The sequence below is a fragment of the Streptomyces sp. NPDC111656 genome (genome assembly GCF_055656965.1).
The window spans coordinates 259,221-274,109 of record NZ_JBVKCA010000014.1 but is presented as its reverse complement, the minus strand read 5'-3'; the positions used below and the strand labels follow the sequence as shown (position 1 = coordinate 274,109).

12 protein-coding genes and 1 pseudogene are annotated in these 14,889 nt (G+C 70.5%); 9 read left to right on the top strand and 4 right to left on the bottom strand.

The genetic code is table 11. From position 1 onward, the window contains the following. The first annotated feature begins 96 nt into the window (after positions 1-96). From dnaK to ACZ7M3_RS34880, 8 genes are read left to right on the top strand one after another with little or no spacing between them, the layout of a single operon-like run. Positions 97-1,995 (top strand): molecular chaperone DnaK, encoded by a 1,899-nt coding sequence (dnaK, locus tag ACZ7M3_RS34915; RefSeq protein WP_472068631.1) that lies wholly within the window; start codon positions 97-99, stop codon positions 1,993-1,995. An 8-nt stretch (positions 1,996-2,003) separates the two neighbouring features. Then, positions 2,004-2,615, top strand: a complete 612-nt coding sequence (locus tag ACZ7M3_RS34910; RefSeq protein WP_472068629.1) for a nucleotide exchange factor GrpE — start codon at positions 2,004-2,006, stop codon at positions 2,613-2,615. Positions 2,616-2,621: 6 nt separating this feature from the next. Next, positions 2,622-3,575 carry a DnaJ C-terminal domain-containing protein gene (locus ACZ7M3_RS34905; RefSeq protein ID WP_472068627.1) on the top strand — a complete coding sequence of 318 codons (954 nt, stop codon included), beginning with the start codon at positions 2,622-2,624 and terminating at the stop codon, positions 3,573-3,575. Further along, entirely contained in the window at positions 3,572-3,979 is a 408-nt protein-coding gene (locus ACZ7M3_RS34900) for a chaperone modulator CbpM (protein ID WP_355588586.1), read from the top strand. Before ACZ7M3_RS34905 ends, ACZ7M3_RS34900 begins: the two co-directional genes overlap by 4 nt. Then, complete coding sequence (clpB, locus tag ACZ7M3_RS34895) at positions 3,970-6,609, top strand: ATP-dependent chaperone ClpB (RefSeq protein WP_472068626.1); 2,640 nt, start codon at positions 3,970-3,972, stop codon at positions 6,607-6,609. Before ACZ7M3_RS34900 ends, clpB begins: the two co-directional genes overlap by 10 nt. Then, complete coding sequence (gene trxA, locus ACZ7M3_RS34890; protein ID WP_355588582.1) at positions 6,606-7,064, top strand: thioredoxin; 459 nt, start codon at positions 6,606-6,608, stop codon at positions 7,062-7,064. The genes clpB and trxA overlap by 4 nt, the downstream gene beginning before the upstream one ends. A gap of 6 nt (positions 7,065-7,070) precedes the next feature. Continuing rightward, positions 7,071-7,331: a UBP-type zinc finger domain-containing protein gene (locus ACZ7M3_RS34885; RefSeq protein ID WP_075033266.1), complete on the top strand. Its 261-nt coding sequence runs from the start codon at positions 7,071-7,073 to the stop codon at positions 7,329-7,331. After that, a complete protein-coding gene (locus ACZ7M3_RS34880; protein WP_472068625.1) occupies positions 7,331-9,112 on the top strand; it encodes an FAD-dependent oxidoreductase in 1,782 nt (593 codons plus the stop codon). The genes ACZ7M3_RS34885 and ACZ7M3_RS34880 overlap by 1 nt, the downstream gene beginning before the upstream one ends. 304 nt (positions 9,113-9,416) lie before the next feature. Here ACZ7M3_RS34880 and ACZ7M3_RS34875 read toward each other — a convergent pair whose 3' ends face one another. The 3 genes and pseudogenes from ACZ7M3_RS34875 to ACZ7M3_RS34865 form a co-directional block, all read right to left on the bottom strand. Continuing rightward, on the bottom strand, positions 9,417-10,610 hold the full coding sequence (locus tag ACZ7M3_RS34875; protein ID WP_472068624.1) for a PP2C family protein-serine/threonine phosphatase: 1,194 nt from the start codon (positions 10,608-10,610) through the stop codon (positions 9,417-9,419). A gap of 64 nt (positions 10,611-10,674) precedes the next feature. Next, positions 10,675-10,908, bottom strand: a pseudogene (locus ACZ7M3_RS34870) (ISNCY family transposase); the annotation flags it as partial. 202 nt (positions 10,909-11,110) lie between these two features. Next, positions 11,111-11,560 (bottom strand): DUF1931 family protein, encoded by a 450-nt coding sequence (locus ACZ7M3_RS34865; RefSeq protein ID WP_355588576.1) that lies wholly within the window; start codon positions 11,558-11,560, stop codon positions 11,111-11,113. A gap of 432 nt (positions 11,561-11,992) precedes the next feature. On the opposite strand from ACZ7M3_RS34865, the gene ACZ7M3_RS34860 reads away from it, so the two are divergent. Further along, positions 11,993-14,170: an FUSC family protein gene (locus tag ACZ7M3_RS34860; protein ID WP_472068622.1), complete on the top strand. Its 2,178-nt coding sequence runs from the start codon at positions 11,993-11,995 to the stop codon at positions 14,168-14,170. Here ACZ7M3_RS34860 and ACZ7M3_RS34855 read toward each other — a convergent pair. Further along, on the bottom strand, positions 14,144-14,680 hold the full coding sequence (locus ACZ7M3_RS34855; RefSeq protein ID WP_472068620.1) for a phosphate-starvation-inducible PsiE family protein: 537 nt from the start codon (positions 14,678-14,680) through the stop codon (positions 14,144-14,146). The genes ACZ7M3_RS34860 and ACZ7M3_RS34855 overlap by 27 nt on opposite strands. Between the last annotated feature and the right edge of the window lie 209 nt (positions 14,681-14,889).

Here is a 14,889-nt window from a genome sequence, read left to right as displayed (position 1 = left end):
TCGGCGGGCTGCAGACCACCGGCGGAGGTCCCACCCCTACCTGAACGAACGCGGTCCGGAGAGTCGACGCAGGCGCCGTACCAGGAGGAGTTCCTCATGGCCAAGGCAGTGGGCATCGACCTGGGCACCACCAACTCGGTGATCGCCGTGTGGGAGGGCGGCGAGCCGTCCGTCGTGCCCAACAGCGAGGGCAACCGCACGACACCGTCCGTGGTGGCCTTCACCGACACCGGGGAACGTCTGGTGGGCCAGCTGGCCCGGCGCCAGGCAATCCTCAATCCCAAGGGCACCATCTACTCGGCCAAGCGGTTCATCGGCCGGCATTTCGACGAGATCTCCGACGAGGCCAGGGCGGTGGCGTACGACGTCGTCGAGGGCGACGGCGGGGCGGCCCGCTTCAAGGTGCGCGACAAGCTGTACGCGCCTGAGGAGATCAGCGCACAGGTGCTGCGCAAACTCGCCGACGACGCCTCCAAGCAGCTCGGGGAGCGGGTCACGGAGGCGGTCATCACGGTGCCCGCCTACTTCAACGACGCTCAGCGCACCGCCACCAAGGACGCCGGACGCATCGCGGGACTGGAGGTGCTGCGGATCATCAACGAGCCGACGGCGGCCGCCCTCGCGTACGGCATGGACAAGAAGGAGCACGAGACCGTCCTCGTCTTCGACCTGGGCGGCGGCACCTTCGACGTGAGCATCCTCGACGTCGGCGACGGCGTGGTGGAGGTGCGCTCCACCGCCGGCGACAGCCACCTGGGCGGCGACGACTTCGACCGGCGTCTGGTGGATTACCTCGCGGACGACTTCCAGAAGGAGAACGGCATCGACCTGCGCAAGGACCCGCAGGCGCTGCAACGACTGTTCGAGGCGGCGGAGAAGGCCAAGACCGAGCTCAGTTCGGTGACACAGACGCAGGTCAGCCTGCCGTTCATCACCGCCGACGCCTCGGGTCCCAAGCACCTCACCGACTCGATCATGCGGTCCACGTTCGAGCAGATCACCGGCGACCTGGTGGAGCGTTGCCTGGGACCGGTCCAGCAGGCAATCGCCGACGCCAAGGTCGGCGAGAGCGACATCGACGAGGTCATCCTCGTAGGCGGCTCCACCCGCATCCCCGCCGTCCAGGCGCTGGTGCGACGGCTGACCGGCGGCAAGGACCCCAACATGAGCGTCAACCCCGACGAGGTCGTGGCGCTGGGCGCCGCGATCCAGGCCGGGGTGCTCAAGGGCGAGGTCAAGGACGTCCTGCTGCTCGACGTCACACCCTTGTCGCTGGGCGTAGAGACGCGCGGCGGAGTGATGACGAAGATCATCGAGCGGAACACCACCATCCCGGTGCGCCGCAGCGAGACCTTCTCCACCGCCGAGGACAACCAGCCGGCCGTCGATGTGGTGGTCCTCCAGGGCGAGCGCGAGCGGGCCGCCGACAACCGGGTGCTCGGCCGGTTCCAGCTCACCGACATCCGGCCGGCGCCGCGGGGCGAACCACAGATCGAGGTCACCTTCGACATCGACGCCAACGGCATCCTCAACGTCAGGGCCCGCGATCGGGACACCGGCAAGGAACAGGGCATCACCATCAGCGAGAGCTCCAACCTGGACCGCAGTGAGGTCGAACGCATGGTCCAGGAGGCCGAGCGTAACCGGGGCCAGGACCAGGCACTCCGCGAGGCCGTCGACGCCCGCAACGAACTCGACGCGATCGCCTACCAGGTCGAGAAGCGCCTCGCAGAACTGGGCGACGCAGTGCCCGCGCACGAGAAGGCACGCGCCGAGATGCTCGTGTCCGACGCCCGGGCGGCGGTCAAGGAAGAGGCGGGCGTGGAGCGCGTGCGGCCCCTGACCTCCGAACTCCAGCAGGTGCTCGCCGGGCTGGCGGCCCATCAGGGCGCCGCTGCCACGGGCGGTCCCGGCCAGGACGCCGCCACCGGCGGTCCCACGAGTGGCGGTGCCGGTGACAATGATGTCATCGACGCCGAGTTCGACAAGGGCTGAGGCGCGCCATGCCCACCCACCCCCAGGAACCCGACCGGGCCGGGTCGGATCCGGTCGAACCGGTCCCGGAAGGCGCCGTACGCCCTCCTCGCGGGGATTTGCCGCAACCAGGCCCGCCAACCCGGCCGGAAGCGGCGAACGGCGAGCCGGGACCCGACGCCGCCGGCCCCGCGCCTGCCGAGGACAAGTACACGACCGCGATCCAGGAACTGGAGGACCGCTGGCGGCGCGCACTCGCCGACCTCGACAACTTTCGCAAGCGTCACGCCAGGGAACTGGAGCGCGAACGGGCGGTCGAGCGGTCCCGCACGGCGGCCGCCTTCCTGCCCGTCCTCGACAACCTCGAACTCGCCCTGACCCACGCCGGGGCCGATCCGGGCGCGATCGTGGAGGGCATCCGGGCCGTACGCGACCAGGCGGTGAACGTCCTCGAACTGCTCGGCTACCCGCGGCGGGCGGAGACCGGCGTCGCCTTCGACCCGGCCCGGCACGAGGTGGTCGGCGTCGTCCAAGATCCCGACGTCGAGCCGGGCACCGTCGTCGAGGTGCTGCGCCCCGGCTACGGGGACGGCGAGTGGCAACTCAGGCCGGCCGCGGTGACCGTCGCGAAGCGGGAGTGACCGGCGATGGCACGGGACTACTACGAGGTACTGGGCGTGTCGCGGAGCGCGAGCCAGGACGAGATCCAGCAGGCCTATCGCAAACTCGCCCGCAGGTACCACCCCGACGTCAACAAGGACCCCGGGGCGGAGGAGCGTTTCAAGGACCTCAACGAGGCATACAGCGTTCTGTCCGATCCCAAGACCCGGGCCCGCTACGACCGCTTCGGCGAGGATTTCCGTAAGATCCCAGAGGACTTCGACGAACGGGTCGCGGCGGGAGCGGGCGGCGGCTTCCGCGGTGGGAGGACCGCGGGCGCGGGCGGTCCTCGCGTCCGGTACGCCACCGGCTTCGGCGAGGACTTCGGAGCGGAGGGCATCGACATCGAGGACCTGCTCGGCTCCATGTTCGGAGCCGGCGCCGCCCGAGGCGGCGTCCCCGGAGCGGACCAGGAGGCCGAACTGCCGCTCACCGTCGAGGAGGCGTACCGAGGCGGCCGCCGCACCGTCACACTCGCCGGTCCCACCGGGCAGCCGCGGCGGTACGAGGTCGACGTGCCGCCGGGCGTCACCGACGGGCAGCGCATCCGGCTGGCGGGCGAGGGCGGCCGGGGCAGTGGTGACGCCCCCGCGGGCGACCTGTACCTGCGGGTGCGTATCCAGCCCCACCCCCGGTTCCGGCTGGACGGCCGCGACGTGCATGTCCAGGTCCCGGTCGCCCCCTGGGAGGCGGCCCTCGGTGCGACCGTGCCGGTGCCCACCCCCGGCGGTGGCACGGCCAAGGTCACGGTGCCCGCGGGCTCGTCCAGCGGCCGGCGGCTGCGGCTGCGCGGCGAGGGCATGCCGAACCCGCGCGGCGCGAACGGCGACCTGTACGCCGAACTCCGCATCATGGTGCCGCCCACCCTCGGCGACCGGGAGCGCGAACTGTTCGAGGAGCTCGCCGCCACCTCCTCGTTCGACCCCAGGAGGACGCGATGAACGACCGACCCGCGGGAGCGGCAGGCATCGGCCGGGCCGGCGTGGGCGACCGTCCGGTACGAACGGGCGCCGACGTCAGCGCCTCGACGGCTGTCCGGTACGCGCTCGTGCCCGCCCCCAGGCTCTCCCTGGACGCCGTGGCCCGTCGCTCGGGCCTCCACCCCGATCTGATCCGCCGGTTCGTCGCCCTCGGCCTGGTCGACGCCGAACGCGACGACGCGGGGCACCTGGTGTTCGACCCCACGGCCCCGGCGGTCCTCGCCCGCATCCAGCGGCTGCGCTCCGGACTCTGCCTCAACTACGCATCCATCGGCCTGGTGCTCGACCTGCTCGACCGCATCAGCCTGCTCGAAGCCGCCCTGCGCGGCCGCGGCACGAGGAGTGAAACACACCCATGGACATGAACCGTCTCACCCAGAAGTCCCAGGAAGCCCTCCAGGAGGCCCAGACCGCGGCCGTCCGCATGGGGCACACCGAGGTCGACGGGGAACACCTGCTGCTCGCACTTCTCGATCAGGAGGACGGTCTGATCCCGCGGTTGCTGCAACAGGCGGGCACCGAGCCGAAGGAACTGCGTGCGGCCGTGCGCGAGGAGCTCTCCCGCCGTCCGAAGGTCACCGGCCCCGGCGCGGCACCCAGCCAGGTCTTCGTCACCCAGCGCCTCGCTCGCCTGCTCGATGCCGCGGAACGGGAGGCCAAACGCCTCAAGGACGAGTACGTGTCCGTGGAGCACCTCCTGCTTGCCCTGGCTGAGGAGGGCTCTTCAACCGCCGCCGGGCGACTGCTCAAGGAGGCCGGCATCACCACGGACTCGTTCCTGAGCGCGCTCACCCAGGTCCGCGGCAACCAGCGCGTCACCTCCGCCAACCCCGAAGTGGCCTACGAGGCTCTGGAGAAGTATGGCCGCGATCTCGTCGCCGAGGCCAGGGACGGCAGGCTCGACCCGGTCATCGGCCGTGACGCGGAGATCCGCCGCGTCACCCAGATCCTCAGCCGCAAGACCAAGAACAACCCCGTCCTCATCGGCGACCCCGGCGTCGGCAAGACCGCCATCGTCGAGGGCCTCGCCCAGCGCATCGTCCGCGGCGACGTCCCCGAGGGCCTGCGCGACAAGACCGTGTTCGCCCTCGACATGGGCTCCCTGGTCGCCGGCGCCAAGTACCGCGGTGAGTTCGAGGAACGCCTCAAAGCCGTGCTCAGCGAGGTCAAGGCCGCCCAGGGGCGCATCTTGCTCTTCGTCGACGAACTGCACACTGTCGTCGGCGCGGGCGCCGCCGAAGGGGCCATGGACGCGGGCAACATGCTCAAGCCGATGCTCGCCCGCGGCGAACTCCACATGATCGGCGCCACCACCCTCGACGAGTACCGCCAGCACATCGAGAAGGACGCCGCCCTCGAACGCCGCTTCCAGCAGGTCCTGGTCGACGAGCCGAGTGTGGAGGACACCATCTCCATCCTGCGCGGACTGCGCGAACGCCTCGAGGTCTTCCACGGCGTGAAGATCCAGGACACCTCGCTGGTCTCCGCGGCCACCCTCAGCCACCGCTACATCACCGACCGGTTCCTGCCCGACAAGGCCATCGACCTCGTCGACGAGGCGTGCGCCCGGCTGCGTACCGAGATCGACTCGATGCCCGCCGAACTCGACGAGATCACCCGCCGCGTCACCCGCCTGGAGATCGAGGAGGCGGCCCTGTCCAAGGAGACCGACCCCGCCAGCAGAACACGCCTGGAGGAGCTGCGCAGGGAACTGGCCGACCTGCGCGGCGAGGCCGACGCCAAACACGCCCAGTGGGAGGCCGAACGGCAGGCGATCCGCCGCGTGCAGGAACTGCGCCAGGAACTGGAGCAGGTCCGCCACGAGGCGGAGGAGGCCGAACGCGCCTACGACCTCAACCGCGCCGCCGAACTCCGCTACGGCCGACTCCGGGAACTGGAGCGCCGACTCGCCGCAGAAGAGGAGCAACTGGCCGCCAAACAAGGGCAGAACCGGCTGCTGCGCGAGGTCGTCACCGAGGAGGAGATCGCCGAGATCGTCGCCGCCTGGACCGGCATCCCAGTCGCCCGCCTCCAGGAGGGCGAACGCGAGAAACTGCTGCGCCTCGACGAGATACTGCGCGAGCGCGTCATCGGCCAGGACGAAGCCGTCAAACTCGTCACCGACGCCATCATCCGCGCCCGCTCCGGCATCCGTGACCCTCGCCGCCCCATCGGCTCGTTCATCTTCCTCGGCCCTACCGGCGTCGGGAAGACCGAGCTGGCCAAGACTCTCGCCCGGACTCTGTTCGACTCCGAGGAGAACATGGTCCGCCTCGACATGAGCGAGTACCAGGAGCGGCACACCGTCAGCCGGCTCATGGGCGCACCGCCCGGATACGTCGGCTACGAGGAAGGCGGCCAGCTCACCGAGGCCGTACGCCGCAAGCCGTACTCGGTCGTGCTGTTCGACGAGATCGAGAAGGCGCACACCGATGTCTTCAACACCCTGCTGCAGATCCTCGACGACGGCCGCATCACCGACGCCCAGGGCCGCACCGTCGACTTCCGCAACACCGTGATCATCATGACGTCCAACATCGGCTCCGAGCACCTCCTCGACGGCGCCACCGCCGACGGTGAAATCAAGCCCGACGCCCGCGCCCTGGTGATGGGCGAGCTGCGCGGGCACTTCCGCCCGGAGTTCCTCAACCGCGTCGACGACATCGTGCTGTTCAAACCGCTCGGCGAGCGGCAGATCGAGCGGATCGTGGAGCTGCAGTTCGACGAACTACGGCAGCGGCTCGCCGAACGCCGCATCACCGTCGAACTCACCGCCGCTGCCCGGGAAGTGATCGCCCACCAAGGCTACGACCCGGTGTACGGGGCCCGGCCACTGCGCCGCTACATCTCCCACGAGGTCGAGACACTGGTCGGACGCGCCCTGCTGCGCGGCGACGTCCAGGACGGCGCGACGGTCCGCGTCGACGCCGAACACGCAGAGCTGGTGGTCACCTACGACCAGCCCGAGGACGTGAAGGGAGCGCAAGCGGCATGAGCACGATGCAGGCGACAACCGTCAGTTGTCCCAACTGCGGGCGCACCAACCGGGTACCCGTGGCCGCCGAGGGTCGCCCCAGGTGCGGCCACTGCAAGCAGCCCCTACCGTGGATGGCCGACGCGGGCGACGACGACTTCACCGAGGTCGTCGAGCAGGCCACCGTGCCCGTCGTCGTCGACCTGTGGGCCACCTGGTGCGGCCCCTGCCGCATGGTGAGCCCCGCGCTGGAAAAGGTCGCCGCCGATCTCGCGGGAACGATCAAGCTGGTCAAGGTCGACATCGACAAGAACCCGCGCCTGGCGCGGCGGTTCGAGGTCCAGGCGGTACCGACGCTGCTGGTCCTCGACAAAGGACAGACCATCGCCCGGCAGGCGGGTGCCGCACCTGCCCCTGCCCTGCGGCGGTGGGTGGAGCAGTCGATCGCGGGCCGCGAACCGGCCGGGAAAGGGTGATCGGCCATGACCGTACGGACCGACCCCCACCTCGCCCTCGTACGCCCCGTCACCCCGCGCGCCCCGGGGTGCGAGGAATGCCTGGCCACGCGTTCCCCCTGGGTCCACCTCAGGCTCTGCCTGACCTGCGGCCACGTCGGCTGCTGCGATTCCTCGCCGAACCGGCACGCCCGCCGTCACGCCGCCGCCGACGGCCATCCGATCGTGGCGTCGCTGGAGCCCGGCGAGGACTGGCGGTGGTGCTTCGTCCACGAGGCGTTCGTGTGATGCCCGGCGACGAGACGCGGCCGGGCGCAGTGCCGGTGCCGGACGAGGTGGAGGAGAGCGTCCCCTTCGAGACCCCCGACATCTACGGCGCCTATCCCCGCCTGTCGGACGACCAGATGGCCCGCCTGGCGCAGCATGGCCGGAGGCGCGTGGTTGATGCCGGTGACGTGCTGATCCGGGAGGGGGAGCGGTGCGAGACGTTCTACGTCGTCCTCAGTGGCTCGGTCGCCATCGTCGAGGGCTACGGCACACCCGGTGAACGCCTGCTGCGTGTGCACGGCCCTGGGCGCTTCATCGGCGAACTCGGCCTCCTGAACGGACAGGTGGCCTTCTACACCGCCGTGGTCAGGGACCCCGGCGAGATCCTCGCCCTGTCCATGGATCAGCTGCGTGACCTGGTGACCCGGGACTCCATCCTTGGTGATGTGGTGCTGCGCGCCTGCCTGGGCCGCCGTGCCCTGCTCGTCGGGCAGGGCGCCGGTTTCCGCATCATCGGCTCGCGCTACTCGCCCGACACCCGGCGGCTGCGCGAGTTCGCCGCCCGCAACCGGCTGCCGCACCGCTGGATCGATCTGGAGACGGATGAGGAGGCCGAGGCGCTGCTGCGCCGCTTCGCGGTCGGTCCGGAGCAGACGCCGCTGGTGATCTGGCGGGACACGACCTTGCTGCGCAATCCGAGCAACGCTGAACTGGCCCGGTTCATCGGCCTGCCGCCCCTGCAATCGGGCAACGGCCGCGGCGACCTCCTGATCGTCGGCTCCGGTCCGGCCGGTCTCGCCGCCGCGGTGAACGCCGCCTCGGAGGGCCTCGGCACGACCGTGGTCGAGGCGCTGGCCACCGGCGGCCAGGCCGGGACGTCGTCCCGCATCGACAACTGTTTCGGCTTCCCCTCCGGCATCTCCGGCGCCGAACTCACCGAGCGTGCTGTGCTCCAGGCGGGCAAGTTCGGCGCCCGGATCAGCGTCCCGGCGGAGGCGGCCCGGCTCGAACGGCGGGACGGCCACTACGCCGTCGGGTTCGCCGACGGCAGCGAGATCACCGCCCGTACCGTCGTCCTGGCCACCGGCGCCCGCTACCGCCGCCTCCATGTGCCCGGCATCGAGCCGTTGGAGGGCGCGAGCGTCCACTACTCGGCGACGGTCTACGAGGCCCAGCAGTGCCGTACCGACCCGGTGGCGGTGGTCGGCGGCGGCAACTCCGCGGGCCAGGCCGTGCTCTTCCTGGCCGGGTACGCACCGCAGGTGTATCTGCTCGTCCGTGGGCCGAGCCTCGAGGCGCACATGTCTCGCTACCTGATCGATCAGATCGAGCGCCACCCGCGGGTGCGCGTGCTGCTGCAAACCGAGATGACCGAGGCACTCGGCGACAAGGCGCTGGAGGCGGTCACCGTGGTCGACCACCGTACGGGCGAGCATCGCCACCTCGCGGTGCGGGCCCTGTTCGTCTTCACCGGCGCAGACCCTCACACCGAGTGGCTGTCCGGCGCGCTCGCCCTCGACGCGCGCGGCTACGTGCTCACCGGCACGGAGGCGCAGGCGTGCTCCGTTCCCGAACTGTGGCAGAGCCAGGGCCGCGACTGTCTGACGTTGGAGACCAGCCTGCCTGGCGTCTTCGCCGCCGGCGACGTCCGCAGCGGCTCGGTGAAGCGTGTGGCCTCCGCGGTCGGCGAAGGCGCGATGAGCATCCACTTCGTCCACCGCTACCTGGGCCACACGGCCGCGCCCGGCGGCACCGACAGCTCCCCGCACACCCGTCCGAAGGAGTCCGCTTGGCTCGCATGACACCCATCGGGCGACGAGATCACGAGAAGGAGAAGGGGCGATGGGAACGACCACGCCCGTCCGGCACCACCGCGGTGGCGCAAGGCAGGACAGGCCCCTTGGCTGGGCGCGCAATCCGCTGACAGAGTTCGACCAACTGCTCAGCGAGATGAGCGGACTAATCGAATCCACGGTGGGAGGCGCGGCGCCAGCGTCGCGTGGAAACCCTGGCGGATGTCACGGAGTCCGACGACGCCTTCCACGTCGAGATCGAACTCCCCGGCGTCAAGAGCAAGGACATCGACGTCGAAGCCGGCTCTTGCGATCACGGATCAGGGGGCTGCCACTCGAACATCAAGATCGTGGCGTCGTCGCTGAGTTTGTTGTGCCGATGCTCGAGGATGGCATGGATGAGCAGGCGCAGCACTTCCGGGGCGCTCTGCCCCGCTGCGGTCGACCGGATGATGTAGTCGGTGAAGCGCTCCAGGCCGAACTCTTCGCCTGCATCATCGCGTGACTCCACGACGCCGTCTGAGTAGAGCAGTATTCGGTCACCGGGTTCGAGGCTGACGTCGTGCATCTGACGGGCGGTCCCGGCGAGACTGGCGGGCAGACCCAAAGGAGGCTCAGGTGGCCGCTCCAAGGCCTTATGGAGCAGGCGGTGGCGACGGATCAGCAACGGAGGCGGGTGGCCGCAGTTGCACCAGCGCAGCACACCGGTGGGCATGTGCAACTGGGTGAAGACACCCGTGCAGAACTGCTCCGGAAGCCACTTCGCCAGCGCCTCGTCCACGGTGCCCACGAGTTCGTTCAGGTCTGCCCCGCTGCGCCGGGCGTTACGGCAGCCTGCCATGGCGACAGAGGTGGCAAGTCCGGACGCAAGGTTGTGCCCCATGCCGTCAAGGATTGTGGCGTGTAGAACGTCCTCGGTGAACGCATGGTCGAAAGCATCGCCGCCCAGTTCGTACGCAGGCTCCAGAACCGCCGTCGAAACGACCCGCCCGGTGCCGATCGACCGGGGAGGGAGATAAGCCCTCACCATCTCCGTGGGCAGGTGCATCGGCCTGGTACGCATGCGCTGCGCGATGGCGTCGCTGTAGGTGCGCTTGGATGTGATGATCAGTGCGAGGAGCAGCGCCGTCGTTCGACAGCGCCGTAGCTTGAGCCCGTCCAGGGTGCTCATGTTCAGCTCCACGACGCCCAGCCGCTCCGCTCCGTCGGCCAGAGGTAGCCATACGTTCAGCCCGCCGGAGGGGCCTTCTTCCACTCGGAGAGAGTCGGTGCGGTAGGCCCATCCGGCCAGCGAAGTGTCGAGCTCCAGTTCCGGCTCGCCTTCGACAAGCGGCACCAGCAGTCTTTGCTGGATGTCGACCAGATAGATAACGGCCCTGCCCAGACCTATGGCCCCGGCATACCGGTTCAGGACCACGGGAAGTTCCGCAGGTGATGCCAGCTGGGCTGCTATGACCAGTTCCTCCAGCAGCTGCTCCCCGGACCCGACGGACATGTTCCTGTCCATGCCTTCGATGATCCCTGCGAGGTCGAGCCGCCACAATCTGAGCTCTCCGACACCCGAGATGTGGGCCGATCAGTCTGGGGTGCTGGGGCTTGCCCTTGCGGATTGGTCGGGCTTCGGGATCGGAATCGGCTGACGACACCAGCCGGTCGGGGATCGTGCGGATCCCCGCAAGCCGCACGGCGGTCTGCTCCAGCAGCCGGCGGGTGCCCGCCGCGGTCTCGGCCGGCTCACCGACCAGGTGCGTCAGCCGCCCCAAGGGTTGTTTGCCCAGCGCGCGTCGGGCGTTGCGCTCCACCGCAGGACGAGTTCGACGTGGACGCGGCGCTGCAGCGGGCTCTGGACCGCCTGGCGCTGCTGGCGGAGGTCACGACCGCTCTTGGCAGCGCCCTGCCCGTGGACGAGGCCCTGCGGCGGCCCAGCAGGATCGCTGTGGCAGCCGAGGAAGCAGGGCGCGCTGACGCTGTTTGGCCTTGGCCTGCACCGCCTGGTCCGGTCGCCACTCACAGCAGGAGGTCGAAGAGGGCTCGGGCCTCGTCCCAGTGCTGGGTCTGGGGGTTCTTCAGGTCGGGGTGGAGGATCTTGAAGCTCTGGGCAAGGGCCAGGCTGAGTCCGCCGATGATGTCCGGATAGGCCGCCTCGGTCTCCTCGTCGGGCGTGCGGTCCAGAGCGGGGTGGGTGGCGAGCTGTTCCAGGATCGGCTTAAGTTCTACTTCCTGGTCGATCTTCTGGAAGTGGTGAATGCTCTCCTGCAGGCCTTTCGTGATCGGTAGGTCACAGGTCCGGATGATGTCGCGCCCGTTGGCCTTCGCAGTGGCCTGGGCGACGGTCAGCAGATCGTAGAGCTTGGCGTCGACGAAGTCGCTGTAGCGCTTGAGATCGTTCTTGTCGACGTCCAGCCCCGCGGCCGCGCGGAAGAACCTTTCGAACCTGGCGATGGACATCACGGTCATGACGGCAACCTCCGGTTGCGGGCGCCGGGGTGGCTCCTGGCGCCTGGGCTTCCCAGTCAGCCTGGCCGACGGGGGCGCGCGAACGCATGCGCATGTCGGGACCAATTCGCCTCCCTGAATTGCCCTGCCAGGCCAAGGCGTCCCATGACGGGGCGCGTGTTGTCCCGGTAGGGCAGGTCCGTCACCCTTCTTCAGTCGCTTCGCGACCTCCGTTGGCCATCCCGGATCGGCCACGAGGACGACGTCGAGCCGCGGCCGCTGCGGGTGAACCTGCGGCGCTGGGGGTGTGGTCATCGATCGCCCTGTACGCGAGGGTGCCGGTTTGTGGGTGTAGGTCGGCCCGGGCTCGCGCGTCTGCCGAGCGCGGCGCCGCCAGGAGGCGGCGGCGCAGCCGACGCGACCCGGCAGGGCGTTCCGGCTAGGCTCGCACCCGTGACGTGGCTGCGGGCCTTCGGGGAGGTCGTGCGATCCGGGCTCACGATCGAGGAGACGCGGCTGGAGCCCCTGCTCGCGCTGCGCACGGCTGCTGGGGTGGCGATCGTCATCGGGCCGGCGCTGTGGCTGGTCTCCCCTGCATACGCCGCGTCCGCCGCCCTCGGTGCCTACTCCGCGGGTGGGGCCACCTTCCAGCGCACCTGGCGTCCACGCAAGGTGATCGCGCTCGGCGCGGGCGCGGGTCTGGCGCTCAGCACCTTCGTGGGCTACCTGGCGGCGGGACGACTCGTGACGTTCCTCCCACTGCTGGCCGTATGGGCCTTTGCCGCGGGAATGGCATGGGCCGTCGGATCGACCGCTGGGATCGTCGCAGCGACGACCGTCGGCAGCATGCTGGTGACCATCACCCTTCCCACGAGCATCGGGCGAGCCCTGGAGCACGCCGGGGTCATCGCGCTCGGAGGCGTGGCGCAGGCCGTGCTGATCTTGCTGTTCCCGATCCGCCGTTGGGGGGCGCATCGTGACGCGCTCGCCGACGCCCTGGCCGCCGTGGCGGACTACGCACGCCGGCTGCGGCACGACCCGACCGCCCCGTTCGACCCGGAGCCGTTGATGACGGCCCGGGACGCGGCCGCCGTGACGCCATCACAGGCCCGCACCCGTCCCCCCGTCCTCCACGGCCCCCGGGGACTCGCCGAGCGCATTCGGCCGGTCGTCGCCGCGCTCGCCGACCCGGACGTCGGCGCCCCGGCGGAGGGACCCGGGCGGGACCGCGCGCGGGAGTTGCTCGACGCAACTGCCGACGTCCTGGATGCGGCCGCCCGTTCAATCCGCCGCGGCACTCCCGCCGAGGTGCCGCCCAGGAGCACGGACGTCCTGCGCGTCGACGAGGAGCACGAAGTACTGGAGGGGCCCGCCCGGCAGGCCGCCGAGCGGCTCGTGGAACTGCTCGGCGAGGCGTTGGAGATCGCCGGGAGCGGCAGCGTCTCCGGGAGGACGCCCGCGCCGCCCGGCTCGACGAGCGCCCAGTTCCTGGTGCGCCCGACAATGTTCCGGCTGGTCCCGGTCGTCGTCCGGGCGGTCCGCCGTGAGCTCCGCCGGGACTCGCCCGTGTTCCGGCACGCCGTCCGCCTGGCGGCGGTGGCCACGCTCGGCTACCTGATCGCCGCCCGGCTCCCCCTGGGCCACGGCTACTGGGCGCCCATCACCTCGGTGATGGTGATGCGGCCGGACTTCCACCGGACGTACGCGCGCGCGGTGGCCCGTCTCGCCGGGACCCTGGCGGGGGTCGCGCTCGCCACCGGGATGGTGCGGGCCCTGGGCCCGGACGCCCATGTGTTCGGCGCGCTGGCGGTGGTCTCGGCGGGCCTGTCGTACACGCTGAACCGTACCGGCTACGCCTACTCCCAGTGCTTCACTGCCGCGTACGTCGTCTTCCTGCTCGGTATGGGCGGCCAGGCGTGGGAGCAGACGGTCCCGGAGCGGGTGGTGCTCACCCTGCTCGGCGGGGCCCTGGCGATGCTGGCCTACGTGGTGTTCCCCGCATGGGAGACACCCCGGCTGCCGGGCCGGCTTGCGGACTGGCTCGCCGCCAACGGCCGCTACGCGGCCGCGGTGCTCCGCAACTACGCCGAACCGACCCGGGAGCATCACGCCGACATGCGCAGGGCACTGCTGGCGAGCAGGGAGGCACGTGCCGCCTGGCAGGAGGCATACGACCGGGCAAGGCAGGAACCGGTCCGCCCCAGGGGTCTGACGTCGCGCGAGGCGCAGGAGGCGCAGGAGGCGCTCGAGGGGTTCGGCCGGGCGGCGATGCTCATGGAGAGCCACGTCCCGCGGGCCGACAGCCGTTTCGTCTCCGAGGCGGAGCGGTTCGCCGAGGCCCTGGAGGCGGACACCGAGCAGGCGGCAGTCGACGTGCGCGAGCACAGGAATCCGGACTGGGGGCGCGTGGAGGAGGCGCTCCACGCGTGGGAGGGCGCCGCCGCCGGGGACCGGAGCCCGGTGGTGCGGCGCGGGGCGGAACTGCAGAAGCAAGCCTTGGAGGACCTCGCGACGGCCGTTAGCCGCACACGCCTGGAACGGGACGTCGGCTCCGCTCGCGAGGAGCAGCGGGTGCGGGCGGCCGTGGCGGCGGAAGGTGACGGATCAGGACCCGCGCCCCGGGGTGGGTGACGGCGCCGGCGACGGGGAGCGCCGCGCCTCCTGGAGCGGGAAGTAGTCTCCCGGCCGCGTCGAGCGCCGCCACACGTACGCCGCTGTCGCCATCACGAGGATCAGCCCCGCCAGGATGAGCAGTTCGATCCCCTCGACGTTCCACCGGAAGGACTTCTCCGCCTCGGCCGTCACGATGAGCACCTTGCGGATGCCGGCAATCAGGCCGACGACGAGGAACGGCTCCGCGTCGAGGGTCTGGTTCCTGATGGTGAGGCGGACGGTGTGGAGCAGCTCGGCCACGATGAACAGCACAAGGCCGTTGTCAAGGGCGGAGAGAACGACCGTCTCCTCGCGGTACGGCCCCTGGATCGACCTGATGACGTCGTGGACGACCCCGACGGTCAGGAGCCCCGCGAGCAGTACGAGGAGCGTCGCGACGACGAGGTGGATGCCGTCCTCGATGAGCTGCAGGAGGCCCTGTACCCGGCCGCCCTCGATCTTCGGGAGAATGGGTCGCACAGTCAGCATGCTAGGGGTGCCCCGGTCCGCAGGCGCGGCATGCTGCCGAACGGGTGGACGAGCGGACCCCTCCCTGTGGTGGCAGCCTGGGGGAAGCGGCGAGGCGCGACATCACCGAGGCCTACCCGGCGGCAGGACAGGGGTTATGAGGCAGCCCGACGCGGACACGAACGGCAGGATCCTGCGGCCCGTCCTGGCGTCGACCCGGGGTCTGCCCT